The sequence below is a fragment of the Rugamonas brunnea genome (assembly GCF_014042345.1).
GTDB classification, from domain to species: domain Bacteria; phylum Pseudomonadota; class Gammaproteobacteria; order Burkholderiales; family Burkholderiaceae_D; genus Rugamonas; species Rugamonas brunnea.
Window position 1 is genome coordinate 12,384 of the sequence record NZ_JACEZT010000008.1, and the last position, 25,597, is coordinate 37,980.

At 67.4% G+C, this 25,597-nt stretch carries 21 protein-coding genes; 10 read left to right on the forward strand and 11 right to left on the reverse strand.

All coding sequences use genetic code 11. From position 1 onward, the window contains the following. Positions 1–151: 151 nt before the first annotated feature. Positions 152–655, reverse strand: coding sequence for an SRPBCC family protein (locus H3H37_RS13285; RefSeq protein ID WP_182163207.1), 504 nt, complete (start codon positions 653–655; stop codon positions 152–154). Beyond that, complete coding sequence (locus H3H37_RS13290; protein ID WP_182163209.1) at positions 645–989, reverse strand: ArsR/SmtB family transcription factor; 345 nt, start codon at positions 987–989, stop codon at positions 645–647. The genes H3H37_RS13285 and H3H37_RS13290 overlap by 11 nt, the downstream gene beginning before the upstream one ends. A 225-nt stretch (positions 990–1,214) precedes the next feature. On the opposite strand from H3H37_RS13290, the gene H3H37_RS13295 reads away from it, so the two are divergent. Continuing rightward, positions 1,215–2,225 (forward strand): hypothetical protein, encoded by a 1,011-nt coding sequence (locus tag H3H37_RS13295; protein WP_182163211.1) that lies wholly within the window; start codon positions 1,215–1,217, stop codon positions 2,223–2,225. A gap of 101 nt (positions 2,226–2,326) precedes the next feature. Here the strand turns inward: H3H37_RS13295 and H3H37_RS13300 are convergent, their stop codons facing one another. Next, positions 2,327–3,082: a hypothetical protein gene (locus H3H37_RS13300; RefSeq protein WP_182163213.1), complete on the reverse strand. Its 756-nt coding sequence runs from the start codon at positions 3,080–3,082 to the stop codon at positions 2,327–2,329. A gap of 105 nt (positions 3,083–3,187) precedes the next feature. Further along, complete coding sequence (locus H3H37_RS13305; RefSeq protein WP_182163215.1) at positions 3,188–5,128, reverse strand: diguanylate cyclase; 1,941 nt, start codon at positions 5,126–5,128, stop codon at positions 3,188–3,190. Between the two features lie 215 nt (positions 5,129–5,343). On the opposite strand from H3H37_RS13305, the gene H3H37_RS13310 reads away from it, so the two are divergent. The 6 genes from H3H37_RS13310 to tssE all read left to right on the forward strand — a co-directional run bounded on the left by H3H37_RS13310 (position 5,344) and on the right by tssE (position 10,646). Continuing rightward, positions 5,344–5,925 carry an RNA polymerase sigma factor gene (locus tag H3H37_RS13310; protein WP_182163217.1) on the forward strand — a complete coding sequence of 194 codons (582 nt, stop codon included), beginning with the start codon at positions 5,344–5,346 and terminating at the stop codon, positions 5,923–5,925. Next, positions 5,922–6,701, forward strand: coding sequence for a zf-HC2 domain-containing protein (locus H3H37_RS13315; protein ID WP_182163219.1), 780 nt, complete (start codon positions 5,922–5,924; stop codon positions 6,699–6,701). The genes H3H37_RS13310 and H3H37_RS13315 overlap by 4 nt, the downstream gene beginning before the upstream one ends. Then, positions 6,698–8,062: a S8 family peptidase gene (locus H3H37_RS13320; protein ID WP_311197490.1), complete on the forward strand. Its 1,365-nt coding sequence runs from the start codon at positions 6,698–6,700 to the stop codon at positions 8,060–8,062. Before H3H37_RS13315 ends, H3H37_RS13320 begins: the two co-directional genes overlap by 4 nt. After that, positions 8,023–8,739, forward strand: a complete 717-nt coding sequence (locus H3H37_RS13325; protein ID WP_182163221.1) for a TorF family putative porin — start codon at positions 8,023–8,025, stop codon at positions 8,737–8,739. The genes H3H37_RS13320 and H3H37_RS13325 overlap by 40 nt, the downstream gene beginning before the upstream one ends. A 142-nt stretch (positions 8,740–8,881) precedes the next feature. Next, positions 8,882–9,976, forward strand: a complete 1,095-nt coding sequence (locus tag H3H37_RS13330) for a TIGR03118 family protein (RefSeq protein ID WP_229218825.1) — start codon at positions 8,882–8,884, stop codon at positions 9,974–9,976. A 193-nt stretch (positions 9,977–10,169) separates the two neighbouring features. Beyond that, positions 10,170–10,646, forward strand: a complete 477-nt coding sequence (gene tssE, locus H3H37_RS13335) for a type VI secretion system baseplate subunit TssE (protein WP_182163223.1) — start codon at positions 10,170–10,172, stop codon at positions 10,644–10,646. Positions 10,647–10,776: 130 nt separating this feature from the next. On the opposite strand, the gene H3H37_RS13340 is transcribed toward tssE, so the two are convergent. The 4 genes from H3H37_RS13340 to H3H37_RS13355 form a co-directional block, all read right to left on the reverse strand. Beyond that, positions 10,777–12,513, reverse strand: a complete 1,737-nt coding sequence (locus tag H3H37_RS13340; protein WP_182163225.1) for an aldehyde dehydrogenase family protein — start codon at positions 12,511–12,513, stop codon at positions 10,777–10,779. Continuing rightward, positions 12,510–14,315 carry a carboxypeptidase regulatory-like domain-containing protein gene (locus H3H37_RS13345; RefSeq protein WP_182163227.1) on the reverse strand — a complete coding sequence of 602 codons (1,806 nt, stop codon included), beginning with the start codon at positions 14,313–14,315 and terminating at the stop codon, positions 12,510–12,512. Before H3H37_RS13345 ends, H3H37_RS13340 begins: the two co-directional genes overlap by 4 nt. Before the next feature lie 12 nt (positions 14,316–14,327). Then, on the reverse strand, positions 14,328–14,720 hold the full coding sequence (locus H3H37_RS13350) for a hypothetical protein (protein ID WP_182163229.1): 393 nt from the start codon (positions 14,718–14,720) through the stop codon (positions 14,328–14,330). Between the two features lie 173 nt (positions 14,721–14,893). Then, positions 14,894–16,018, reverse strand: a complete 1,125-nt coding sequence (locus tag H3H37_RS13355; protein WP_182163231.1) for a branched-chain amino acid ABC transporter substrate-binding protein — start codon at positions 16,016–16,018, stop codon at positions 14,894–14,896. Between the two features lie 253 nt (positions 16,019–16,271). Here H3H37_RS13355 and H3H37_RS13360 point away from each other — a divergent pair, with 253 nt between their 5' ends. Genes H3H37_RS13360 through H3H37_RS13370 form a run of 3 tightly spaced genes read left to right on the forward strand, consistent with a single transcriptional unit; the run spans position 16,272 to position 20,709 of the window. After that, positions 16,272–17,945, forward strand: coding sequence for an MFS transporter (locus H3H37_RS13360; protein WP_182163233.1), 1,674 nt, complete (start codon positions 16,272–16,274; stop codon positions 17,943–17,945). Then, positions 17,942–19,165: an HlyD family secretion protein gene (locus H3H37_RS13365; RefSeq protein WP_182163235.1), complete on the forward strand. Its 1,224-nt coding sequence runs from the start codon at positions 17,942–17,944 to the stop codon at positions 19,163–19,165. The genes H3H37_RS13360 and H3H37_RS13365 overlap by 4 nt, the downstream gene beginning before the upstream one ends. Beyond that, on the forward strand, positions 19,162–20,709 hold the full coding sequence (locus H3H37_RS13370; protein WP_311197491.1) for an efflux transporter outer membrane subunit: 1,548 nt from the start codon (positions 19,162–19,164) through the stop codon (positions 20,707–20,709). The genes H3H37_RS13365 and H3H37_RS13370 overlap by 4 nt, the downstream gene beginning before the upstream one ends. A gap of 39 nt (positions 20,710–20,748) precedes the next feature. On the opposite strand, the gene H3H37_RS13375 is transcribed toward H3H37_RS13370, so the two are convergent. The 3 genes from H3H37_RS13375 to H3H37_RS13385 are packed head-to-tail and all read right to left on the reverse strand — an operon-like array spanning position 20,749 to position 25,567. Continuing rightward, positions 20,749–21,213, reverse strand: a complete 465-nt coding sequence (locus H3H37_RS13375; RefSeq protein ID WP_182163237.1) for an AraC family transcriptional regulator — start codon at positions 21,211–21,213, stop codon at positions 20,749–20,751. 25 nt (positions 21,214–21,238) lie between these two features. Beyond that, positions 21,239–24,361 carry an efflux RND transporter permease subunit gene (locus tag H3H37_RS13380; protein WP_182163239.1) on the reverse strand — a complete coding sequence of 1,041 codons (3,123 nt, stop codon included), beginning with the start codon at positions 24,359–24,361 and terminating at the stop codon, positions 21,239–21,241. 9 nt (positions 24,362–24,370) lie between these two features. Further along, the gene (locus tag H3H37_RS13385) at positions 24,371–25,567 is read right to left on the reverse strand and encodes an efflux RND transporter periplasmic adaptor subunit (protein ID WP_182163241.1); all 1,197 of its coding nucleotides are present in this window, start codon (positions 25,565–25,567) and stop codon (positions 24,371–24,373) included. Positions 25,568–25,597 lie beyond the last annotated feature (30 nt).

Sequence of the window (25,597 nt, forward strand, 5' to 3'; positions counted from 1 at the left end):
CTTTGCTCCGCAGGCCGTTCCGACGACTTGTACTCCGAAAATTTACTGATGGAATCTCAGTCGGTAACACTGATTGTAATCAACATATCCGGCACGACGCATTACCAAGCAGTAATGATCCGGTTGATTCAATCCCCAGCCCGGCCGCTTTTCACGCGCGCAGCGTCAGCAACAGCTCATCAAGTCGCTCAAGGGTGGAGGTCATGCCTTCTTTCATGCCCATGTCGATGACCTTTTGCACGTCTTCCGGCGAGTTGTAATGCACGACCGTGGTGACCAGCGTGTGTTCTTTCAGGTCCGAAAACGTGACGTCCCAGCGCGAACGCGGCATCTCTTTATTGACGACACCCGTTTCATCGGTGAAGCCATCCAGCGTCGCATAGCTGTCGATTGGGCGGATGGCCAGGTAATCCACGCGGCTCCAGTATGCCTGTCCATCGGGCGTCATCATGGCGTAGTGCCAGTAGCCGCCTTCCGCGAACTCCATATGTTTGGTCTTGGTGCTCAGGGGTTTGGGCGCGAACCAACGGTCGAGCAAAGCGCTCTGCGTATGGCAATCCCAGACCAATTGCCGTGGGGCGGCAAATTCGCGCGTCACGGTGAGGGTGCTTTTTTCCTTGTTGAGCACAAAATCGAACTGAAGCTTATCTGCCATTGTCGTCTCCTTGCAGTTGTTCCAAAAGGTTGTCCAGATTGTCGTATCGGTTGCTCCAGAGCGCGCGCTGCTGCTCGAACCAGCGCTCGGTTGCGGCGAGCTTGTCCCGTTCGAGCGTGCAGGTGCGCACCCGCCCGCTCTTGCTGCTGCTTACCAGGCCAGACTCTTCCAGTACCCGCATGTGCTTCATGAACGACGGCAGTGCCATGTCGAACGGCTCTGACAAGGCACTGACGGTCGCCGGGCCTGCGGCCAGTTGTTGCACCACGGCCCTGCGCGTCGGGTCCGATAAAGCGTGGAAGATCGCGTCCAGCGCAACTCGATAGTTATCCATATGGCTAACTATACACTTAAAGAAAATGAAACACAACAAGCTTCGGCAAAAGGAAATAAGCCCTGCCAGGTGCATGCCCGCTCGGTACATCAACTCACAGAACGTTTCATTGCCCGAATACCAATCACGCGCTGCCGCCGCAAAGGGCGGCGTACACTCGGTCGTCACATAAAGACGGTCGCGGCGCCTCAACCTGGCGCCGCTATTTTTCGGGGGGAGTTCACCATGACACATACCTTGGCCGCTGTATTCGAGCACCGTACCGACGCCAATTACGCGCGCGACGCGCTGATCAGCGCCGGCTTTGACAGCCACAACATCCAGTTGAGCGATGCCGCCAGCGCCGGTGGCGCTTCGCGGCAATTCGACACCACCGCCAGCCCCGGCGCCACCGACGATAACTTTTTCGACAGCGTGCGCCATTTCTTCGGCCGCCTGTTCGGCACGGAACACGACGATCAGCGCATGTATGCCGAGGCGATCCGGCGCGGCCATGTGGTGCTGACCGTCAGTGCCGCGAGCCGCGAGCAGGCCGAGCGCGCCGCTGGTATCGTCCAGGCCTTCGGTCCGGCCGACATGGGCCAGCAGCGTGCCCGCGAGGACGCGGGGCAACGCAGTGGCGCCAGCCCGGACCTGCATCAGTCCGGCATGGGGGCGCCGCAAGGCGAGCAGGCGCAGCGCGGCGCGGCGCCGTCCGCTTCGGGTGAGACGCGTTGGACGGATACGCAGTCTGCTTCGGGGGAGGCGCCCTGGACGGGCACGTCGTCCGCTTCGGGCGATACGTCTTGGGCGGGCAAGCCGCCGTCATCGGGCGTGCCGCCGGCGGGACATGCGTCGCAACAAGGCGGCGCCATGGCTGGTTCGATGCAGCGCGCTTCGTCCGATGCGCCCTTGCCGGGCGAGGGCGGCGAGGTGGGCGGTGCCACGCGCATCTATCCGCATCCTAATCAGGACAGCCTGAATATCCAGCGCGGAGACGATTTCGGCGATAGTGAAGAGACGTATTTCCGCTCCCATTGGACGGAGACGTTCTCCTACACCGGCGGCACTTACCAGGAGTATGACCCGGCCTATCGCTATGGCGCATCGATGGCCAACAGCACCACCTACCAGGGCAGCGCCTGGGATGATGTCGAGCCGGCCCTGCGCGAGGAGTGGCAGCGCACGTATCCAGAGTCGCGCTGGGAAAAATTCAAGGAGGCCGTGAAGGCCGGCTGGGATCGCATGACATCCTGATGTGGGACTGCCTGGGCCCTGGCCAGCTCGGGCAGCGCGGCCAGAACGGCGCGTGCGACCTGAACGGCCTGAACGGCGCGTGCGGCAGTCCGTGCGTTCGGCTATTTCGGCAGCAGATGCCGGAATGTCGGTTCGATATTGCGCGCGTGCAGGAAGCGCACGATGTCTTCCAGCGTGGCGTCCTTGAGCAGCAAGTCCTGCGGCGCTGCCGCGCTTGGTGCCGGGGCAGGTTCGAGAGCAGGGGATGGGGCGGCTTTTGGCGCGGGCGCCTGTCGCGCCTCAGGCTCCTGCATCGTGTGCGCCTGTCTGGCCTCAAGCTCCAGCATGGCGTGCGCGAACTGCTGCGCGCTGATGCTGTGCAAGCCTTCCAGCAAGGCTGCCTGACCGGCCTGTGGTGGTTCAATGTCCAGTGCCGGCTCGCTGGCGAAGGATGCACCCAGTTCCGGATGGATGAACGCGGCCCATTGCTCGCCACTAGCCAGCGCATACGGCGGCAGTTGTGCCGGTGCGCCCGCGCCCGCATGGTCGTCCAGCTCTTGCGGGTGGGCCGCGCCCAGCAGCGTCAGGAAGTGCGCGACTTTGGCCTCGGGCATGGGCGTCTCCAGCGACAGCCATAGCCGGTAGCCGGTGCCGGTGATGCTGACGGCTGGCGCCGGCAGGCCCAGCTCCGTCTGCAAGGCGTTGGCCACGGCGCACAGCCGCGTCCAATGTTCTCCATCGTCCTCGCCGGAGGCCGGGTTGAAGGAGATGGTGATGGCGCGCGTGTTGCCGTCGGCCGCGACCAGCGCGGGTGCGCCGGCCGGGTTGGCTCCCGGTTGCAGATAGAGCCGGTTGAGTTCTGAGTTTAACTTTTGCATGTGCTTCCTGGATGGCGGCTGCTGCCGGTTCCGTGTTCGTCGCCGCCATTCTGCCACATCGGTGACAGTGTGCTAGCCGCATCGATGGCGCGCGGCGGCGGCTCACTAGCGTGCGGCCGCATCCGCCATTTGCGGCGCGCGGGCCGCCGTGGATGTGGCCACCTTGTTGCGGCCCGTTTCCTTGGCGTCATACAGCGCCATGTCGGCTTCGTTGAGGATGGATTCGATGCCCTTGCTGTCGCTGTGCATCATGGCCACGCCCACGCTGGCGGTGACGGGGATGGCGCGTCCTTCGAATTCGGCCGGTGGCGATTGTTCGATGGTGCGGCGGATGCGCTCGGCCGTCTCCAGCGCCTCGGCCAGGGTGGTTTCCGGCAGCATCACGACGAATTCCTCGCCGCCCAGGCGCGCCGGCAGGTCGGCATGGCGCACGCTGTGGCGCAGGCAATTGGCGGTGCGCACCAGCACGGCGTCGCCAGCCGCGTGGCCATAGGTATCGTTGACGTGCTTGAAGTGGTCGAGGTCGATCATCAGCAGCGCCAGCGGACGCTCGTAGCGGCTGGCGATGGCGAACGCGGCGTCGGCTTGCTGGAAGAACGCGCGGCGGTTGGCCAGCCGGGTCAGCGGGTCGGAGTAGGCGATGCTGGCCAGTGCTTGTTCGCGCGCGTGCTGGGCCTCCGTGTCCGTAAAGCTCAGCAGCAGTTCGCGCGGCTCGTCGCGCTTGGACGGCAGCGGCGCTACCGACACCAGCGCGTGGCGCGTGCTATCGCCCACCTTGAGCGTCACCTCCATGCTGCGGCCCTCGGCTGCACCGGCCAGCCGGGCGCCGGCGCACAGTTCGCGCCACACGGCCGTATCGGCGAACAGCGCCTCAGCCACTTTCAACTGCTCGCCCGGCATGGCGCCGAACAGGCTGCCGAAGGCGGGGTTGGCGCGCAGCAGCAAGCCATCGTCCAGCCGCACGTGGGCCAGCGCCACGGGGGCGGTGGCGATCAGGCGACCCATGGCGCGGGCGCCGATGTCGAGCTGTTCCTTGTCAAATTGCAGCTGGGCCGCCTGACGCGCGCCCTGGCGCACCAGCCGCTGCAGCAGCGCCAGCGCCGTCAGCAGCAACAGGGCGCTGACGCCACTGAAGACCAGTTCCGCGTACCACGGCGCCAGGAAGTCCAGCTCGGCCGCTTCCACCCGCAGCAGGAATGTCCCGTTGGCGAATGGCAGTTCATACACCAGGTGCTTGATGTGGTCGTAAGGCGAGATCCAGTAGCTCAGATGCGGATGGTCGCGGAAGGGCTGGCGCTCGACGACCGGGACCTTGGCGCCGATGACGGCGTCGGCCATCGGGTAGCGGAACGCCAGCCGGTTTCCGGCCACCTGGACGATCGCGACCACGCTGTGGCGGCCCAGCGAAAAGCCGGCCTGTTCCTGTTCCTTCAGCCGGCGCTGGAAAGCGTCATGGCTTTGCAGCGCGAAGACGAAGGCGCGCGGCAAGCCGTCCGCACCCCGCACGGGACGCGTCACGACAAAGCCGCTGGGCCAGGCCGAATGGGGGCCGCCCTGGTAGACATCGATCACGGGGGCTTGGGTGGCAGGGGCGCGCACGGCGGAGACGTCGATCCGGTCGCCCTCATGCACAGTGGTCACGTTGTTCGACATGAACAGCACACGGCCATCGCCGCCGGCCACGCCCAGCAGTTCGATATCGTCATTGCCGGCCGCTTCCCGGGTCAGCAGTGCTTGCAGCCTGGCCACTTGCTGTCCGGTCGCGCTGGCCAGGTCGGGCGGCATGTGATCTCCCAGCGCGTCGGCAACCAGGTTCTCGGTCGTCACCACTTGCGACAATTGCAATTCCAGCGAACGGCGCGACGCCAGCGCCACGTTTTGCAGTTGCTGGGCTATCTGCTGTTCCAGCTGGCGCTTGTGCTGGTAGACCCGGAAGGTGCTGCTGCCGATGTAGAGGCAGGCAAGAAAAGCCAACAGCCAGGTCATGGCGGCATAGTATTGAAACAGGGGTTTGCTGGGGATGGACGCGGTGTGCTGATCGCTCATTGCGGGTGTCTCGTTGTGATTATTTTGCTAAGCCTTGCGCATGGTGACCACTGTACGAGATTAGTGACGGCATGTCACTGTTATTTCGCGACAGACAATTATCAGTACGTGACAGCGCGCGCCGGCGGCGGCCCGTGGTGATAGCATGGTCTGGACGCGGGCATAGAACCTTTTTGCTGCCTGGATGCATTAACAGGCGACCAAGGAGAGTGACGATGCGGGAAGGGCGGAATCTGGACGGACAAGCGGCCGGCGGCGGCGAGGCGGGCCTGCTGGCGCGCATCGTGGCCGGCGACCGGCACGCGTTCGAACAGCTGTACCGCGCCTATTTCCCCCGCCTGGGCCGTTTCCTGGGCCGCATGTTGCGCAGTGTGCCGCTGATCGAGGAGGTCATCAACGACACCATGCTGGTGGTGTGGCAAAAGGCGGCCAGTTACAACGGCAGTTGCCAGGTGTCGACGTGGATCTTCGCGATCGCCTACCGCAAGGCGCTGAAGGGTTTGCGCGGCAGCGACGAGCCGCTCGAATGCGATACCGAGTCCTACCCGGCCGGCCCGGAACTGGAGCCGGACCACGTGCTGGAAGGGCGGCAGTTGCGGCAGGTGCTGGAGCAGGCGCTGGCCCAGTTGCCACTGGCGCAACGGGTGGTGATGGTGCTCACCTATGATCACGAGATGGGCTACGCGGAGATCGCGGAAGTGGTTGGCTGTCCCGTCAACACGGTCAAGACCCGTATGTTTCACGCGCGCCACAAGTTAAAGGAATTGTTGGCGAGCCAGATGGAGGATTATTCATGAACGGCCACACTATCCAGCTGGACGATCCAGCGCACGAGGCCGCACGGGCATTGCTGCCCTGGTACGCGGCGGACCGGCTCGATGCCACCGACAGTGCGGCCGTGCGCCGTCACCTGGCCAATTGCGCGGCCTGCCGCGCCGAGCTGGACTTCGAACGCCACGTGCAGGCGGCGGCCGCGCTGCCGGATGATGGCGCCGATGCCCGCGCCAACGCCAACGTCGGGTTGGCCGCCGGCTTGGACGTGGAACGGGCGCTGGCCGCGTTGATGCCACGTCTCGACCCGGTCGTATCTGTGCCCGTGTCGGCACCCGTATCCGAATCGGCACCTGCGTTGGCACCCATACCCGCACCCGCGCTGGCTCCCGCACATGCGCCCGCAGCCGCACCTGCACCTGCGCCTGCGCCCGCCCGGCCTTGGTGGCGCCGCGCCGCCGCCAACGACTCATCCTGGCTGCGCTGGGCGGTGGCCGCCCAGTTCATGGTCATCGCGGGGCTGGGGCTGCTGCTGGCGCGGCCCGCAGCCGAGCAAGGCACCTACCATGTTCTGGGTGCCGGCGCGGCCGCCGGCAACCTGGTGGTCGTGTTCAAGCCTGAGACTGCGGAACGGGACATGCGCCGCATCCTGCAAGCCAACGGTGCGCATGTGGTGGACGGGCCCACCGTGACGGATGCCTATCTGCTCAGCGTGCCCGACCCGCGTGCGGCCCGCGCGCGCCTGCGGGCGGAGCCGGCCGTGGCGTTGGCCGAGACGCTGGATGGAGGAGCGCTGCCGTGAACACCTTGCCGCAGGCGAAAGCAGTAATGCCGGCCTTAGTGGCCGCGGTGCTGGCGCTCGCCGGGCCAGTGGCCAGCGCGCAGGCCGGCGCGGGCCCGCAAGCCGGCGCGGGCTCGCAAGCCGTCGCCGGCGTCGCCGCCGTGGCGGCGCAAGCTGATGGCGGTGCGACCCCATCCGGCGAGGCCGCGCTCGCCGAGCGCCAGTTGCTGGTCATGCTGCGCCTGCCGCCGCCCCATTTCCGGCCGGACGCCGGCTACGGCGGCCGCTATCTGGACGATGGCGGGCGCGGCGCGCGTCATCGCCTGGCCGAGGAACTGGCGCGGATGCACGGCCTGAAGCTGGTCAGCGACTGGCCCATGCCCACGCTAGGTGTCGATTGCTACGTGCTGGAGGCGCCGGCTGGTGGCGAGCCGGCCCGCATCGCCGAACTGCTGTCGCGCGATCCGCGCGTGGAGTGGGCGCAGCCGGTGTCCCTTTACACGGGCATGGACGGCGCGGCACCCACCTTGTATCCGGTCCAGCCGAGTGCGCGCTACTGGCACGTGGCCGAACTGCACCACGCGGCCACGGGACGCGACGTATCGGTGGCCGTGGTCGACAGCGGCATCGATGGCCATCATCCCGACCTGGACGGCCAACTGGCCAGCACCGAGAACTTTGTCGACGGCAGCAGCTACCTGCCCGAGGCGCACGGCACGGCGGTGGCTGGCATCATCGCCGCGCGCGGCGGCCGGCAGGGCATTCTCGGTGTGGCGCCGGGCGTGCGGCTGATGGGCCTGCGCGCTTGCTGGCAGCAGGGCGGGCAGGGGGCACGCTGCAGCAGCTTCACGCTGGGCAAGGCGCTCAATTACGCCATCGTGCATGACGCGCGCATCATTAACCTCAGTTTGTCCGGACCACCGGACCGGCTGCTGGACCGCCTGCTGGACGCGGCGCTGGCGCGCGGCATCAGCGTAGTGGGCGCAATCGACCCGCAAAGTCAGTCGCGCGCGTTCCCGGTCTCGCATCCCGGCGTGATCGCCGTGGCCCAGCAGGCGCGCAGCGGCGCGGCGGCGGCGACTATGCCGGCCTTGGGCGGCGCCGTGCTGGCGCCGGGGCAGGATGTGCCGGCCAGCCTGGCGGGCGGCGGCTGGCGCTTCGTGTCGGGCAACTCCTATGCGGCGGCCCACGTGACGGGCATGCTGGCGCTGCTGGCCGAATTGCGGCCCGGCGCCAACGGCGCGCAACTGGAACACCTGCTGGTGCCGGGCCGGGGGCCAAATGCTGCTACCATCGACGCATGTGCCACCATCGCCAACACCACGGGCGCCTGTACCTGCTCATGCGCCGCCGTCACCCTGCAGTCCAGCCGCCGGCCGTGAAGGCGGCCGTGGCGCTGTCGTTGCTGCTTTGCGCGGGCGGCGCGGCCGCGCAGACCAGCGGCAGCGTGGCGCTGCAATCGGATTACCGTTTCCGTGGCCTGTCGCTCAGCGACGGCGATCCATCGGCTCAACTGGGCCTGAATTACGACAGTCCGCAAGGCTGGTACGCGGGCGCGCAGGTGGCCGGCGCCAACCTGCGCGAGCGCGACCTCGCGCAGTTGACGGCCTACGGCGGTTTGGCGCGCCGGCTCGCGTCGGGCTGGAGCTGGGAGGCGGGCGCCAGCGCATCGCAATTCAGCCGCGCGCATGACAGCGACTATGGCGAATGGTATGCGGGCCTGGCATCCGAGCGATTGGGGTTGCGGATCTATTACTCGCCCCACTATTTCGGGCGCGACCTGCGCACGGCCTACGTGGAAGCGAACAGCTTCTACCCGCTGCACGATAAGCTCAAGCTGGTCGCCCACGGCGGCGTGCTGCGCTACCTGCCGCATGGTGGCGAGGACGTACCGGCCCGCTACGACGCCCGCTTTGGGTTGGCCGGGGCAATGGGCGACTGGAGCATCCAGCTGGCGTGGGTGGCCGCCTCGTCGCTTGGGCCCGGCGTGGGCACGTCGCCTTACTACACGGCGCCATCGAAGCAAGCGCTGGTCCTCAGCGTCGCCTTTTCCTTCTAGCTAAAACCGGGGTCAGGTCATGCAATTGCGCATCTTGCGCAATTGCATGACCTGACCCCGGTTTTTTGTGCGGAGGGCGAAACCTTGCGGGGGCGGGCGGGTATGAACGGACACATCGCCCATCTCGCTGAAAGGACGTACCATGAATACCTCGCATCGCCTGCACATGTTCGCCGGCCTTGGCCTGGCCCTGTTCCTCACCGCTTGCGGCGGCGGCTATGGTGGCAGCAGCTATATGCCACCCGCTGCGCCGCCACCTGTCGTCACCAGCAGCTATACCGTCACCAGCCTGGTGTCGGACGCCGTGATCGCGGCGGCCCATACGGACGTCAATCTCGTCAACGGCTGGGGCGTGGCGTTCAATCCCAAGGGCTACGTGTGGGTGGCCGATAACGGCACCAACAAATCCACACTGTACGACGGCAATGGCGTGCCGCAGTCGCTGGTGGTCAGCACGCCCGATGCGCCTACCGGAATTGTCTACAACGGCACCACGGACTTCAAGCTGACCCAGGGCGGTGGCGTCGGCGCCAGTCCCTTCCTGTTCGCTACCGAGAGCGGGATGATCGCGGCTTGGGCACCCTCCGTGAACGCCACCACGGCCGTGACCACGTTCGACGGCAGCACCGCCGGCGCCGTCTACAAGGGGCTGGCGATCGGCAGCTTCAGCGGCGTCAATTACCTGTACGCGGCGGATTTCCACAACATGCGCGTCGACGTGTTCGATACCACCTTCACCAGGGTCAGTCTGCCCGGTGGATTCACCGACCCAGGCCTGCCAGCCGGTTATGCGCCGTTCGGCATCCAGGTGATCGGTGACCGCGTCTACGTGGCCTACGCCAAGCGCGCCGCCACCGGCGACGATGAACAGGCCGGCGCGGGCTTCGGCGTGCTGGATGTGTACACCACAGGCGGTGCGCTGATCCGCCAGCTGGTGAACGGTGGTGCACTGAACGCGCCGTGGGGTATCGCGATGGCCCCTGCGGACTTCGGCAGCAACAGCAATATGCTCTTGGTGGGGAACTTCGGTGACGGGAAAATCAACGTCTACGACCCGGCTGACGGCAGCGCCAAGGGCACGTTGAACGGGGCGGACGGCATGCCGCTGGTGGTCGATGGCCTGTGGGGCATTGCGTTCGGTAATGGCCTTAACAGCCAGCCCACCAACACGCTGTTCTTCGCGGCCGGTCCCAAGGACGAGGCCCACGGCCAGTACGGCCGCATCGACCTGAAGTAGCGATGCACGTGCTCTTTGCGACAGCGCAAGGAGCGCGCCGCGCGGACTTGGATAATGGCAAGCTCGTCAGTCACGTCAGCGCCGCGCGGGCCGCGTGCCTTGCTGGCGCCCGGCCCGGTGCTGCGTCGCGGGCGGACCCGGGCGGCGGTGATGTGGCTGGCGCTCCGTTTGTCCAAACTCCAGGAGAGCCGCCATGCAGCAGCGCTACGCCCCCGGCCTGTTCGACCGCTTGATGGATGGTCAGCCGCGTCTGCGTGGCTGGCCGTTGGAACAGCTCAAGGATGCCGTCGCCTGCGACCTGGAGGCTTTGTTCAACACCCGCGCTGCGCTGGCCGGGGCCGCGCTGGAATCGTATCCCGAAGTGCGCAATTCCATCCTCAATTACGGCTTGATCGATTTCGCCGGCATGTGCCTGACCAGCGACGAGGACCGCCAGAAGATCTGCGCCGCCGTGCGCCAGGCCATCGAGCGCCACGAACCGCGTCTGTATGCGGTGCACGCGGCGCTGCGCGCGTCGGACGCGCAGGTGAACCGGCTTGAGATCGTGATCAGCGCGCGCCTGAAGGCTGATCCGGCGGCGGAACTGGTGCGCTTCGACGCCGTGCTCAAGCCGTCCACCCAGCAATATGCGATCGCCCGTGGCGGCCCGTCCGGGGACGGCGCCGCCTGATGGTGTCGCGCGCGCTTGCGTGCGTTTGCGTGCCCTCGTGCGCTCGCGCGCTTTCGTGCTTTCGTACGTTCGCGCGCTTTCGTGCGTTCGTGCGTTCGCGTGCGCGTGTGCGCGCGTGGGTGGGCGCACCTCAGCCGCGCAACGCGTCGAAGAAGATCCCCGGCAGTTTGAACCACGACGGCCGCACCTGGAACGCGAACAGCTTGCGCGCCACGTTGTGGGCCTGGCGGTTGTTGACGAACCACGGCGGATTGGGCAGCAGCGTCAGCGCCCCGCCCAGCACACTGCGCGGGAACGGCCGGAACGGCGCTCGCACCACGGTGCGTTGCGGTTTGTCGAACATGTGCGTGTTGTGCACGCTGCCGATGCCGCTCTGCACGTCGTTGAGCACGTGGCCGGGGAAGGCGCCCCACGGCGTTTGCGTGAGCAGGTAACCGAGTCCCGTCCAGGCGTTGATGGCGATGGTGCCATAGCGCAGTTCCAGCAGCAGTTCGTCGAAGCGCGGCCCCAGCGCCTTGATGGTGGCCGGGTGGATCAGGATGTTGGCGCCCAGCGTGCCGCGCAGCTTGTCGTTGGCGTAGGCGATGGCCTGGCGCAGATAGCTTTCCGGGTCCAGGCCATCCAGCAATTGCTCGCACAGGGTGGGCGCGAACACTTCCGTGCAGCGCGCGAATACTTGTTCGGCGCTGGCCGGTGGCAGTTCCACCACTTCGCGATTGGCCGCAGCACCGAGCGGGTTGACGCGCATCGCACCGGGTTGGCAGGCCGCGAAGTGGGCCTGGCGGCTGGCCGCGCCCGGATAGTAGGGCTTGCGGTCCGGCGCGGCGGCCAGTTGCTCGCGCACGGCCGCGCGCAGGGCCGGTGTGTGCTGCCACTGCGCCGGCAGTACCAGCACTTGCGAGGCCACGCAATTGAAGCCGGAGTTGTGCAGCTTCTGGGTGGCGATGTGGCTGGCCTGGAAGGCGATGTCGGCCGCCGTCCACGGCCCTGGTACCACGATGGTGGGGCACACGGCACCCAGTTCGCTGGAGATGGGCTTGGGATTGAGCGGCGTGTTGGCGCGCCGGTTGGCTTCCCCTTCCGGCCCGTGGCCGTAGACGATGGCGTCGTGCGTGACCTGGCTGCCCGTGATGTGGATGGTGTCCACCAGCGCGTGCTGGCAGAGCAGGGTGCCCACTTCGCCGCCGCCGGTGACGAAGTGCAGGAAGTCGCGCTCGGCCAGCGGCGCGAAGATCTCCTCGAACACGGGCAGCAGGTATTCGTTGACGGGATTGAGCTTGACGATGCAGACCGCCTTTTCCGTGTACAGCTTGTGCAGCGCATCCAGCGGAGCGATGCTGGCGATATTGCCGGCGCCGAGGATCAGCGCCAGTTCGCCCTGCGCGTGGTGCGTGTCGCGGTAGGCGGCGGCCACGTGGCTGGACAGGTTGGCGGCGTTCACTTCCGGCTGCATCCACACTTCCGCCTGCACGCCCGATAGCAGCAGGCGGTCAAACACCGTCTGCGGGAACACTTCCACCGCCAGTTGGCGGCCGGCCACGGAGCGCTGCTTGAGCGCGTGGACGGCGGGCCGGCCATCGACGGCGATTTGTTCGAGCGTGACCAGCAGGTGGTCGCAGGTGGCCAGCAGCGCCCACGGCCCCGAGGTCCATTCCTCGCCTTGCAGCGGACTGTCGGCGGTGATGCCCTTGGCGGTGTTGGACAAGTCTATCCACCGTTCGGCGGCGGCCGGGATGCGTTCACGCACCTGGCGCAGCAGCGCGATGCGTTCACCCACGGGCAGGGCGGCCCAGTCGCGGCGGCGCGCGGCCAGGCGTGCCAGCAGCGCGTCCAGCCGGGCGCTGGTTTCCAGGGCGCGGCCCATCATTGCACCTTGCCCACGATGGCGCGGTCCTGGTCGCCGCCTTCAGGGCTGATGCACATGAACGAGTCGAGTCCATCCTCGGTGCCGTAGGCGGGCAGGTTCGAGAGGCTGGAACAGACGCGGTTATCCTTCGTGAACACCAGGTCGCGCAGCACCGTCACCCGCGTCGGGCTGGGGTAGCTGAGGAAGGTCTTGGTGGCCGGGGTAAAGCGCAGCACGCGGTCCGAGTTGTTGGCCGTAATCCAGACGTCGCCCGTTTTCGGATGGATGTTGAGCGCATACGGCACTTCATGTTCGCCCTTGGCCAGCACCGGCAACTGGTAGCTGTTGAACTGTTTGGTGGCCGTGTCGAAGGACATCAGGCCGCTGTCGTCGAAGGCGGGAATCCACAGCACGCCATTCTTGTCGAAGCGCGGACGGCGCGGGCCTTTCATCGGCGTGTCGTACTCAGTGACTTCCAGCGTCTTGGGATCGATGCGGCCGATCTTGCTAGCGTACAGTTTGGCGTACCACACGCTGCCATCCTTGGGATTGATGTCGATCCCGTACGGGAAAGCGAGGATGTTATGTCCCAGCCACTTCTGGTGCGACAGGTCGAGGTGGATGTTCTTGCCGGGGAACCAGCTGGCCATCTCCAGGATGGATGGCAGCAGCATGTCGCTGACCCAGCGGAAGAAGCCATTCGACGGCAGGCGCATCACCTTCATCTGCTCCGTCTTCGGATCGAAGCGGCCGATCTGGTTGGAGGCTACGTTGGTCCACCAGACGATGCCTTCCTGGTCGACGCGGATGGTGTGCGGATACAGCACGTCGCCCGGGATCGGGTAGACCTTGAAGGCCTTGCTGACCGGGTCGAACGACATCAACGTGCCCGACAGGGCGTTGGTGATCCAGATGCGGCCATCCTTGGCCTGGGCCGTGCTGTGCGGGCCGTGCTTGCCGGTGAAGATACCGATCGGCAGCTGCATGCCGGAGAACTTGCCGCCCACCGGCAGGTTGGTGGCCGGCAGCGGGTACTTCTCGATCTTGTGGGTCTTGCGGTCCAGTACCCAGATGATGTCGTGGCCCTCGTCGGTGCCATACAGCTTGTCGTCCTCGCCGACGTCGGTGTCGTGGATGAAGGACATGGAATCGCCCACCAGCCACTGTTCGACTTTGGCGCGCGCCAGTTCCGGCGTGGGCGCGTAATCGTGCTTGGCGGCGACCGGCTTGCCGTCGAAGCCGCGCGTGAGCACGCCGCTGATGGTTTCGATCTCGCTGCCGCTGAGCGAGGCGAAATAGCCTTCCATGCGGGCGATGGTGGCCTTCCATGCGCTTTGCGGGCGCGGCGGGCGGGTCAGCGCGTTGCCGATCTGGTGGCAGTACATGCACTGGCTGACGAAGGGCTTGCGGTCTTCGCCGCTGGCCCACGGCAGGCGGGCGTTGTGGGCCGAGGCGGACAGCGCGTCCGACTCCGCCTGGGCCGAGGCGAAGTGCTTGATGGTGAAGTTGATGGTGGCCTTGTCGCTCGGGGCCAGTGTGGTTTCCGTGCCGCTGTCCTCGAAATTGGCGAGGCGGGCGCGCACCGCCAGCTTGCCGCCGAAGTCGGTGTGGATGGCGTAGCTGCCGTCGGCGGCCGTGTACACGGTTTCCTTGCGGTCCTTGGTTTCGTTAAACACGGTCACCATGGCGCCCAGCACGGGCTTGCCGTTCTCCAGCGCGACGGTGCCGCTGAGGTTGACGGCGCTGGCCGCGTGGGTCAGGCCCAGGCCCAGGCCGAGGGCGGCGATCAGCGTGGCGTTCCGCAGATGCGTGGTCGATGTCATGTGCGGTGCTCCTTAAGCGCGGCCGGACTGGAACCAGCCGGGCAGGGTTTTACTGAAGTGCATGGCGCCGAGCGCACCGATGGCGAGGATGCCCATCAACGGACCGCCCAGCAGCAGGTTGGCGGCCAGCATGGAGGCCGAGATGGTCAGCTTGGGCAGGTGCAGCATGTCGCCCAGCCACAGGTCCAGGATCAGGATGATGGCGGTCAGCTGGTTCAGCTCCAGCAGGCGCTTGAACCAGCGCAGGCTGGCGCCGCGCCACAGCAGCACCGCTTCCACCAGCAGGGCGATGGCGGGGATGTAGTAGGCGTGGGCATCCACGCCCAGCAGCAGCATGATGATGGCCGAGAGCAGGAACAGGGCACTGAAAATGGTCGCCTGCATTGGGCGAGTCCGGGTTGTCATGGAAGTCTCCTCAACTAGAGTGTCGATGGGAGCATTCTGGGACAGTGGATGGGGATAGGACTTGTTATTTCTTGCCAATCGCTTGTCATTTCCCCGCATCGGGCATGACTGGGGAGGACAAGGGTGGCGGCGCGCCACGGGCATGGCGCGCCGGGACAAACTTCAGTGGCCGCTCAATAGCTGGTGATGGGCGTCAGCTGGCCGTGCTTGAAGGTGAAGATGGTGACCGGCGACTGCTTCATGTCGCCATGCGTGTCGAACGCGTAGGTGCCGGCCACGCCCTGGTAGCTGCCGGCCGCCACGGCCACGCCCACCTTGAGCGGGTCGGTCGAATTCACCTTCTGCATGGCTTGGGCGTACAACTGCACGGCGTCGTAGTAGGAGGCCGCGTAGACGTCGGCATCCTGCTTGAAGCGCTGCTTGTACTTGGCCTTGAACGCCGGGCCGCTGGCGGCCTTGTCGAGGATGGCGCCGCCCTGCGAGCACAGGACGTTGTCGCCGGCAGCGTCGCCTGCCAGCTTGCCCATCTCCGCCGTGCAGATGGTGTCGCCGCCGAGCAGTTTGGCGTTGATGCCCAGTTGCTTCATCTGGCGCACCATGGGCGCGCCCTGCGGCGCGTAGCCGCCGAAGAAGATGGCTTCCACCTTTTTCGCCTTGAGCTTGGTGAGGATGGCCGTGAAGTCGAACGCCTTGTCGTTGGTGAATTCATGGCCGGCCACCGTCATGCCGGAAGCCTTGGCCTGCTTCGTGAATTCGTCGGCCAGGCCCTGGCCGAACGCGGTGCGGTCGTCGATCACGGCCACGTTCTTCAGGTGCAGGGCGTTGGCCGCATACAGCGCCATCTTCGAGCCGAGCTGGGTGTCGCTGGCGTTCACGCGGAACAGGCCCTGGTAGCCCTGCTGCGTGAGCTTGGGATTGGAGGCCACGGTGGCCACCAGCGCGCCGGCGTCGTGGTAGGTGCGCGAGGCGGGGATGGCCACGCCCGAGTTGTAGGGGCCGACCACGTAGCGCACGCCGGCGTCCAACAACTTCTGCGCCACGGCCACGCCGGACTTGGGATCGCCTTGGTCGTCCTCGGACAGCAGCTCGAACTTGATCTTGCGGCCGGCCACGGTGATCGGTTTGGCGTTCAATTCCTCGATGGCGAGGCGGGCGCCGTTTTCATTGTCCTTGCCGGAGAACGCCTGCGCGCCCGACAGCGGGCCGCTGTGGCCGATCTTGACCACCATGTCCTGCGCGCCGGCCGCACTGGCGATGCCCAGCAGCGCCACGGCGCCTGCGATATGCTTGAAATTCATTGAGTCTCCCGAGGTTGACGCGCGGGCCGGCGGCCGCCGCGCAGTGAGCAGAATTATCGCCAAATTCGTCACATATTATCGTGTGACTTGGTGCGCTATGGCCGCCATTTTGGCGCGATTCGGGCGGCCATGGTGGGCTGGCCGGAATTTTATTTGGTTTTGGCCGGCGGCCATGCGTTCCATTTCTGCCGCCGGTGGTATGCTCACCGTGTTCCAGCGTGCAACGTAAGAGCAACCTGACGGGTCTACCGGCATGGACGTCTACACCCCACAAGTCTGGCTTCCCCACGAACGGCCATCGCTGCCGGGATCGCCGTCCACGCCGTTGCATTCCGATGCGCGGCGGGTCGCTTACCTGGTCGTGGGCCTGATCGTGGCGCTTACGGGCGGCCTGGGGAACGCGCTGGTCTCGGTCAACCTGCCGTACCTGCAAGGCTCGCTGGGCGTCTACTCCTCCGAAATCCAGTGGCTGCCGGCCGCCTACGTGATGGCCAACGTGTCGATGAACCTGTTGCTGGTGAAGTTCCGCCAGCAGTTCGGCCTGCGCCTGTTCACGGAACTGTTCCTCATCCTGTACGCGGCCGCCACACTGGCCCACCTGTTCGTGCACGGGCTGGCATCGGCCATCGCCGTGCGGGCCGCCAGCGGCATGTGCGGCGCGGCGCTCACCGTGCTGGGACTGTACTACACGTTGCAGGCATTCCCGGCCAAGCACAGGCTCAAGGGCGTGGTACTCGGCGTCGGCTTCGCCCAGCTTGCGCTGCCGCTGGCGCGGCTGTTTTCGTCCGAATTGCTGGAACTGGGCGAATGGCGCGGCCTGTACTGGTTCGAACTGGGGATGACGTTGCTGGCGCTGGGCTGCGTGCTGATGCTCAAGCTGCCGCCGGGCGACCGAGTGAAGGCGTTCGAGAAGCTGGACTTCCTCACCTTCGCCCTGTTCGCGCCCGGCGTGGCGCTGCTGTCGGCCGTGCTGGCGCTGGGGCGCACCGTGTGGTGGCTGGAGTCGCGCTGGCTGGGCTACAGCCTGGCCGCTTCCATCGTGCTGATCGCGGCCGCGCTGCTGGTCGAGCATAACCGGCGCGCGCCGCTGCTCAACACGCGCTGGCTCAGCACCGGCAATATGGTGCGGCTGGCCTTGTCCGTGCTGCTGATCCGGGTGGTGCAGTCCGAGGCCAGTGGCACGGTCGGTTTCTTGCAGGCGCTGGGCCTGAACAACGACCAGATGCAGCATCTGTGGCTGGTGGTGATGGCTGGCACCGTGGCCGGCATGATGGCCAGCGCGCTCACCATCGCGCCCTCGCGCGTGCAACCGTCGCTGATGCTGTCGCTGGCGCTGATGGCGGCCGGCGCATGGATGGACGCCCACGCCACCAACCTCACGCGGCCCGCCAATATGTATGTGAGCCAGTTCCTGCTGGGCTTTGGCGGCGCGTTCTTCCTCGGCCCCACCTTCATTTCCGGCTTTGGCGCCGTGATCGCCGCACCGCGCAACCTGATCAGCTTTTCGCTGATGTTCACCATCTCGCAGAACATGGGCAGCCTGCTCGGCTCCGCGCTGGTGGGCACGTTCCAGGTGGTGCGCGAAAAATACCATTCCAGCCAGCTGGTCGAGCACTTGACGCTGCTCGACCCGCAAGTGGCGGCGCGGGTGCAGGCGGGCGGCGCGGCGCTGGGCGGCACGCTGGCCGATCCCGCCGTGCGCAGCGCGCAGGGTGTGGCCTCGCTGGGCGCGGCGGCCACGCGCGAGGCCAACATCCTCGCCTACAACGATGTCTTCATGCTGATCTGCGCGGTGGCGCTGGCCACGCTGGCGTGGCTGGCGGCGCGCTATTTCTGGGACCAGTGCGTGGTCTGCAAGGATAGCGCCGGACCCAATGCGCAAACGGGCATGGCCAACGTTTCACTTAACAATTCCGGATCGCGATGACGACTACTCCCCCCGACTCCAGTACAACGGCGCCTTCCGCGGCGCCACCCGACATGGCGGCCGTGGCCGCCGCTGCCGCCGCCGCTGCGGTGGCGGCGGCGTCTCCACCACCGGCCCCGCCGGACCGGCGCGCCCAGTGGCTGTCGGCCATCGGCTTTGCGGCCGTGGCGCTGGTGGGCGTGCTGGTGGTGCTGTATGCGTGGCGGCTGCCGCCGTTCAGCAGCGCCATCGTGTCGACCGAGAATGCGCTGGTGCGGGGGCAGGTGACGCTGGTGGGCACCCAGTTGTCCGGTTACGTGACGCAGGTGAAGGTGCAGGACTTCCAGCAGGTGCGGCAGGGCGAGCTGCTGGTGCAGTTGGATGACCGTGTGTTCCAGCAGCGTTACGAGCAGGCGCAGGCCCAGTTGGCGGCCCAGCAGGCGGCGCTGGCCAACTGGGCGCAGGCGCGCCGCAGCGCGGAGGCGGGCGTGGCGCTGAACCAGGCGGCCGTGGCGAACGCGGAAGCGCAGGCGGCCAAGGCGAGCGCCGACCTGGGACGGGTGGAGCAACTGGCGGCCGACGGTTCGCTGTCCGTGCGCGAGCAGGACCAGTCGCGCGCGGCGCGTGCGCAAACGGTGGCGGCGGTGGCGCAGGCGCGCGCCTCGCTCGACATCGCGCGCCAGCAGGTGCAGTCGGTGCAGGTCAACAAGGCGGCGTTGGAGGCGGCCGTGGCCAACGCGGCGGCCGCGCTCAAGGCGGCCCGCGTGGACCTGGACAACACGCGCATCACGGCGCCGGCCGATGGCCAGCTGGGACAGGTTACGGTGCGGCAAGGCGCTTACGTCAACGTGGGCGCGCAGTTGATGGGATTGGTGCCGCGCCAGTTGTGGGTGATCGCCAATCTGAAGGAGACCCAGATGAACGCGGTGCGGGTGGGGCAGAGCGCCACGTTCAAGGTCGATGCGCTAGATGGGGCCACGCTGACGGGGCAGGTGGAGCGCATTTCGCCGGCCACGGGCTCGGAATTCAGCGTGCTGCCGGCCGATAACGCGACCGGCAATTACGTCAAGATCGCGCAGCGCATTCCGGTGCGCATCCGTATCGATCCGGGACAGGCGCTGGCGCGCCGGCTGCGGCCGGGCATGTCCGTGATCGTCAGCATCGACACCTCGGCGGAGCTGAATGACGATGCCCGCGTGCCGGACTCCGCTCCCGCGCGCGCGGCGGGAGCGCGGCCGTGAGCGCGGCGCGCACGGCACGCAGTGTTGCGCCGTCGGGCGCGCCGCGGCGCTATCCGTCGCAGGCGCCGTGGCTCGATTCATCGCGCGCGCCGTGGCGTGCGTTGTCCGCCGGCTTGCGCGCCGCCGCGTCTGGCGTATCGTTCCCTGCCATGTTGAGCGCCGCCGCGTCCCCCGCAATGTTGGCAGGTCTGCTGGCCGGACTGCTGGCTGGTTGCGCGGCCAGCGCGCCGCCAGCACCGCCATCGACGCTGCAAGTATCGGCCGCGTGGCGCGCGCCCGTGGGCCCGGTAGCGAGTGCGCCGGCGCCAGAACGGCAGTGGTGGCAAAGCTTCGGCGATCCCGCGCTGAGCGCGCTGGTGACGACGGCGTTGGCCAACAACGGCGACTTGCGCATCGTGCGGGCGCGCGTGAGCGAGTACCGCGCGCGGCTGGGCGTGGTCGCCGCAGGGCAGAAGGCCAGCGTCAGCGTGGACGCTTCGCCCACCCGCACCCGGCTGCTGGCCTACAACGGCGTGCCCTACGTGACCAATGTGTACCAGGCCGAATTCCAGGCCAGTTACGAAATCGACGTGTGGGGCAGGCTGGCCGCGCAGACGGATGCGGCGCAGGCCAGCTATCAGGCGGAACGCGCCAGCGCCGACGCGGCCGCGCTGTCCGTGGCGGCGCTCGCGGCGTCGGGCTACCTGAATTTACGCGGGCTGGACGCCCAGCTGGAACTGGCGCAGGCGACCCTGAAGCTGCGCGAGCAATCGCGCGCGCTGGCGCAGCGCCAGTTCGAGGTCGGCTACAGCTCACGGCTGGAATGGTTGCAGGCACAGGCCGAATACGAGGCGGCGGCTGAGCAGATTCCCCCGCTGCGGCGCGCCATCTTCGAGCAGGAAAATGCGCTGTCGCTGCTGGCAGGCGACACGCCCGGTTCCGTCGCGCGCGGCGCGCCACTGGCCGAGTTGACGCCGCCGGAAGTACCGGCCGGCCTGCCGTCCGAACTGCTGCGGCGCCGGCCCGACATCGCGCGGGCCGAATTCAACCTGGTGGCTGCCAACGCCAATTTGGCCGCCACGCGCGACCAATTGCTGCCGTCGTTCAAGCTGACGGCCGTGGGCGGGGCGCAGAGTTTCCGTCTGACGGATTTCATCAATGCGCCCACGGCCTTGTGGCGCTTGACGGCATTGGCCGTCGCACCCGTGTACGAAGGCGGAAGGGTGGAGGCGCAAACGGATGCGGCGGCGGCCCAGCGTGACCAGCTTGCGTATGCCTACGAAAACGCCGTGCGCGGCGCGCTGGCGGAAACGGAGAATGGGTTGGGCGCCGTGCAGCGCTTGCGGGAACAGGCGGTGGAGAATGATGCGCGCCGCGCCACGGCGGCTGAAACACTGCGCATCGCGCACAACCGTTATCGCAACGGCTACGCTTCGTATCTGGAGGAACTCGACGCCCAGCGCACGCTGTACGGCGCCGATGTCGGACGGCTGCAGCTCAAGACGCGGCTGCTGCAGGCGTCGGTCGACCTGTATCGCGCGCTCGGCGGCGGCTGGGCGCCGTGAGCGCGCGGGGGCGCGGAGCGGCGCCGGGCCTTGCTTACATCAGGCGACGGGGACGCACAGTTCGCAACTGAATTCGCCCGTGGCCGGGTCCACCGAGAAGTCGGCGGCGTAGCGTTCCAGGCAGGGGCGGGCATCCATCTTCAGGCCGCTGGCTGGCAGCCACTGGCTGTACAGCGCATCCCAGGCGGCCGGGATCTTGTCGGCCGTGCCGTGGAACGGGGCCACGGCGTAGCGGCCGCCGGCCAGCATGGCTTCCTTGGCCGGGGCGACGATGTTGTAGTCGGCGTCCACTTCCACGCAGGCGTCGTAGCGGCACTCGTTGGCCGGCGTGGTGGCCGGATCGTCCTGCGCCACGCCGTAGCTGACGCGGCCCTGCAGGCGAAACGCCTTTTGCCATGGGGCGAACACTTCGCTCCAGAATTCACCGAGCGCCGGGCCGAACGGGCCCTTGTAGCGCAGGTAGGCCACGCGTACGGCGGGCAGTTCCTTGATTTGTACGTCCATGCAGTTCTCCATTCTATCGAATCAATTAGTGGCGGCCGCCGGCCACCTGGCGCAACGGCGCGGCCGGTTCCGGCGGCTGGCGGCGCAGCTTGCGCATCAGCCGCCGCAGCAAATGTTCCAGGTCGTCGATGTAGGTGAACACGGCCGGCACCACCAGCAGGCTCAGTAACGTCGACGTGATCAGGCCACCGATCACGGTGATCGCCATCGGCGAGCGGAAGCTGGGATCGGCGCCCCAGCCCAGCGCCAGCGGCATCATGCCCGCCCCCATGGCGATGGTCGTCATCAGGATGGGGCGGCTGCGCTTGTGGCAGGCGTCCACCAGCGCCTCGAAGCGACCCATGCCGGCCTGACGGGCCAGAATAGCATAATCGACCAGCAAGATTGAGTTCTTGGTCACGATCCCCATCAGCATGATCAGGCCGATCATGGAGGGCATCGACAGCGCGCGGCCCGTGATCAGCAGCGCCACGAAGGCGCCGCCGATCGACAGCGGCAGCGCGGCCAGGATCGTCACCGGCTGCATGAAGTCCTTGAACAGTAGCACCAGCACGCAGTAGATGCAGATCACGCCGATCAGCATGGCCAGGCCGAAGCTGGCGAACAGCGCCGCCATCTCCTGGGTGTCGCCCAGTTCCGCGATCTTGACGGAGGCGGGCAGGTTCTTCAGCGCCGGCAGCGCGCGCGCTTCCGTGTTCACTTCACCCAGCGCGCGCTTGCCCAGTTCCACCTCCAGTGTCACGTTGCGGCTGCGGTTCAGGCGGTTGATCTGGGCCGGGCCGCTCTCCATCGAAATGGCGGCCACGTTGGCCAGCATCACGGGGCCGTTCTTGCCCGGCACTGTGAGGCGGCCGATGGCGTCCAGGTCGGCGCGCACGGCGTCGGGCAGCTTGACGCGGATCGGCACCTGGCGTTCGGGCAGGTTCATCTTGGTCAGGTCGGTGTCGTAGTCGCCGGCCGTGGCCACGCGCACGGTCTGGCCGATGGCCGCCGCTGTCACGCCCAGGTCGGCCGCCTTGGCAAAGTCGGGCCGCACGATGATCTCGGGCCGCACCAGCGAGGCGCTGGAGCGCACGTTGCCCACACCCTTGAGCGTGCGCAGTTCGCGTTCGGCCTGTTTGGCGGCGCTCATCAGGGCTACCGGGTCTTCACTGCGCAGCACCAGTTGCATCTTGACGCCCGTCTCGGCCGGGCCCACGTTGAAGCGGGCGCCGGGGATCTCGGCCAGCTTCTGGCGGAGATGGGTTTCGATGTCGGCCATCGACTCCTTGCGCTCGTTGCGGTGCACGGTGGTCAGCGTGAGCACGGCGCGGCGCGCCTCGGCCGCCGCGCCGGGCGCGAACGCGTCGCCGCTGGAGCCGCCGCCGATCGAGCTGTACACGCCCTTGATGCCTTTGACCTGCATGGCCGCCACGCGCGCCTGTTCGGCCACCACCTTGGTTTCAGCCAGCGTGGAGCCGGGCGGCAGTTCCAGGTTGATCTGGGTCTGCGAGCGGTCGGCCGGCGGCACGAAGCCGGTGGGCAGCAGCGGCACCAGCATGATGGAGCCGACGAAGAAGGCGCCCGAGGCGATGCCCGTCACCAGCCGGTGCGACAGGCACCAGCGCATCACGCGGATGTAGCGGCTCATCAGCCAGCCGTCCTGCTGCTCGTGGTGCTTGGCCGGTTTGAGGATGTAGGCCGCCATCATCGGCGTGAGCAGGCGCGCCACCACCAGCGAGGCGAGGACGGCCAGCACGGCGGTCCAGCCGAACTGCTTGAAGAACAGGCCGGGTATGCCGCTCATGAAGGCGGTGGGCAGGAACACGGCCACCAGCGCGAAGGTGGTGGCGATGACCGCCATGCCGATTTCGTCGGCGGCCTCCATGGCCGCCTGCATCGGCGTCTTGCCCATGGCGAGGTGGCGCGAGATGTTTTCGATTTCGACGATGGCGTCGTCCACCAGCACGCCCACCACCAGTGCCAGCGACAGCAGCGTGACGGTGTTGAGCGTGTAGCCGAACCAGTAGATGCCGAGGAAGGCCGGCATCACCGACAGCGGCAGCGCGGCTGCCGCCACCAGCGTGGCGCGCCAGTCGCGCAGGAACCACCACACCACCAGCACGGCCAGCAGCGCGCCTTCGTACAGCAGCTCCATCGAGCCATGGAAGTTCTCCTCGACCGGGAAGGCGTTGTCGATGGACTGGGTGAGCGCCACGTTGGGGTGGGCTTGCTGGATTTCCGCGATGGCCGCGCGCGCGCCGTTGGCCACGGCCAGTTCGCTGGCGCCCTTGGTGCGGAAGATTTCGAACGCCACCACGTCGCGCCCGTCCTGCTGGGCCACGGCGTGCGGTTCGGCCACCGTGTCGCGCACGCTGGCCACCTGGTCGAGGCGGATGCGGCGGCCGTCCGGCAGCGGCAAGTCCATGGCGGCCAGCTCGGCGGCGCTCTTGACGGTGCCGATGGTGCGCACCGATTGCTCGGCGCCGCTGATGTCGCCGCGCCCGCCCGGCGCTTCCTTCTGCACCTGGCGAAGCTGGCGCGATACGTCCAGCGCCGACACCTTGAGCGCCGCCATGCGCGCGTCGTCCAGTTCGACCCGGACCTCGCGGTAGGCGCCGCCCACGCGCTTGACGGCGCCCAGGCCGGGCACGGCCAGCAGGCGCTTGGCCACCGTGTTGTCGACGAACCAGCTCAGTTCCTGCTGGTCCATCGGCGCGCCTTCGCCGGGGGCTGCCGTGGCCGTGAAGGTAAGCACCACCCGGCCGGCGGTGGACGCCTTGGTCACGACGGGGTCGCGCATCTCCCCCGGCAGGTCGGCCTTGACGCGGGCCACCGCATCACGCACGTCGTTGACGGCGTCCGACAACTGCTTTTCGAGGATGAATTCGACGGTGATGGTGGCCACGCCATCGAGCACGTTGGTGTAGATGTTTTTCACCCCTTGCAGGGTGGCGACGGAATCCTCGATCTTGCGCGCCACTTCCGTTTCCAGCTGGGCCGGCGCGGCGCCGTCCAGCGCGGCCGTGATGGTGACGATGGGCAGTTCGATGTCGGGGAAGTCCTGCACCGGATTGGCGCGGTAGGCCATCAGCCCGGCCAGCGTGAGCAGGGCGAACAGCATGATGGCCGGGATCGGGTTCTTGATCGACAGGGCGGAGAAATTCACGGCGGCTCCTTAGCGGGCGGCGGGCGCGCCGCGTGCGGCCGCTTGCGCTTTTGCCTGTGCCGGCACGGGCGCAGGCGCGGGCGCGGTCTCGGCCACGTGGTGCACCAGGTCGCCGTCGTTGAGGAAGCCGGCGCCGTTGACCACCACGCGCGTGTCGGGGCCTATGCCGTCCAGCACTTCGATGCGGTCGGCCAGGCGCCGGCCCGGCTTCACTTTGAGCTGGCTCACGTGCTGGTCAGCGTTCAAACGGAACACGTAGCTGAACCCGTCGCGCACCACGATGGCCTGCTGCGGCACGGTGATGGCGTCCGACGCGCCCAGCTCGAACTGGCCGCTGGCGAACATGCCGGCCTTGAACGGCGCATTGGCCGCGCTGGTGGCGCTTGCCGGCAAGTCCACGTACACCAGCGCATACCGGGTCTGCGGATCGACCGTGGGCGCCACCATGCGCACCTTGCCCGTGGCCTCCGTGCCGTTGGCGGCCTTGACGACGGCGCTGGTGCCGATGCGCAGCTGGCGCAGGTCGGCCGCCGTCACTTCGGCGCGCCATTCGAGCCGGCCCTGGCGGATCATGCGGAACAGTTCCGTGCCGGCGCCCACCACGGCGCCGACGGTGGCGCTGCGGGCCGAGATAACGCCGCTGTCGGGCGCCAGCACTTGCGTGTGCTTCAGGCGTAGCTGCTGGCTGGCCACGGCCGCGCGGGCCGAGGCGATGCGGGCGTTGGCCGTCTGTTCGGCCGTCTGGTACTGGCTGATCTGCTGGGCGCTCAGCGCGCCCGTCGATTGCAGCGTGCGGGCGCGGGCGGCGTTGGCGGCCGCCTCGGCGGCATTCGCTTCCGCTTCCTGCAGCGCGGCGCGGGCCTGGGCCAGGTCGGCGTTCACGCTGTCGGCCGAGAACACGGCCAGTACCTGGCCGGCCTTGACGCTGTCGCCTACGTTGACACGCACTTCCGTCAGGCGCAAGCCATTGGCCTCGCTGCCCACGCTGGCTTCCTGCCACGCGGCCACGTTGCCGTTGGCGGCTAGCTTGATGGGCAGGCGCGAGGCCACCGGCAGGGCGGTGGTGACGGTGAGCGCAGGCTTGGCCGCTTCGGCCTTTTTGCCGTCGGCCGCGCGCGAGGCCGGCGTGTACAGGGCGAAGCCAGCGCCGGACAACAGGATAACGGCCAGTACGGCGGCGATGGGCTTGAGTTTGATCGGGTTCATGGCGATTCGCTTTATGTCGTTGCTGATTGC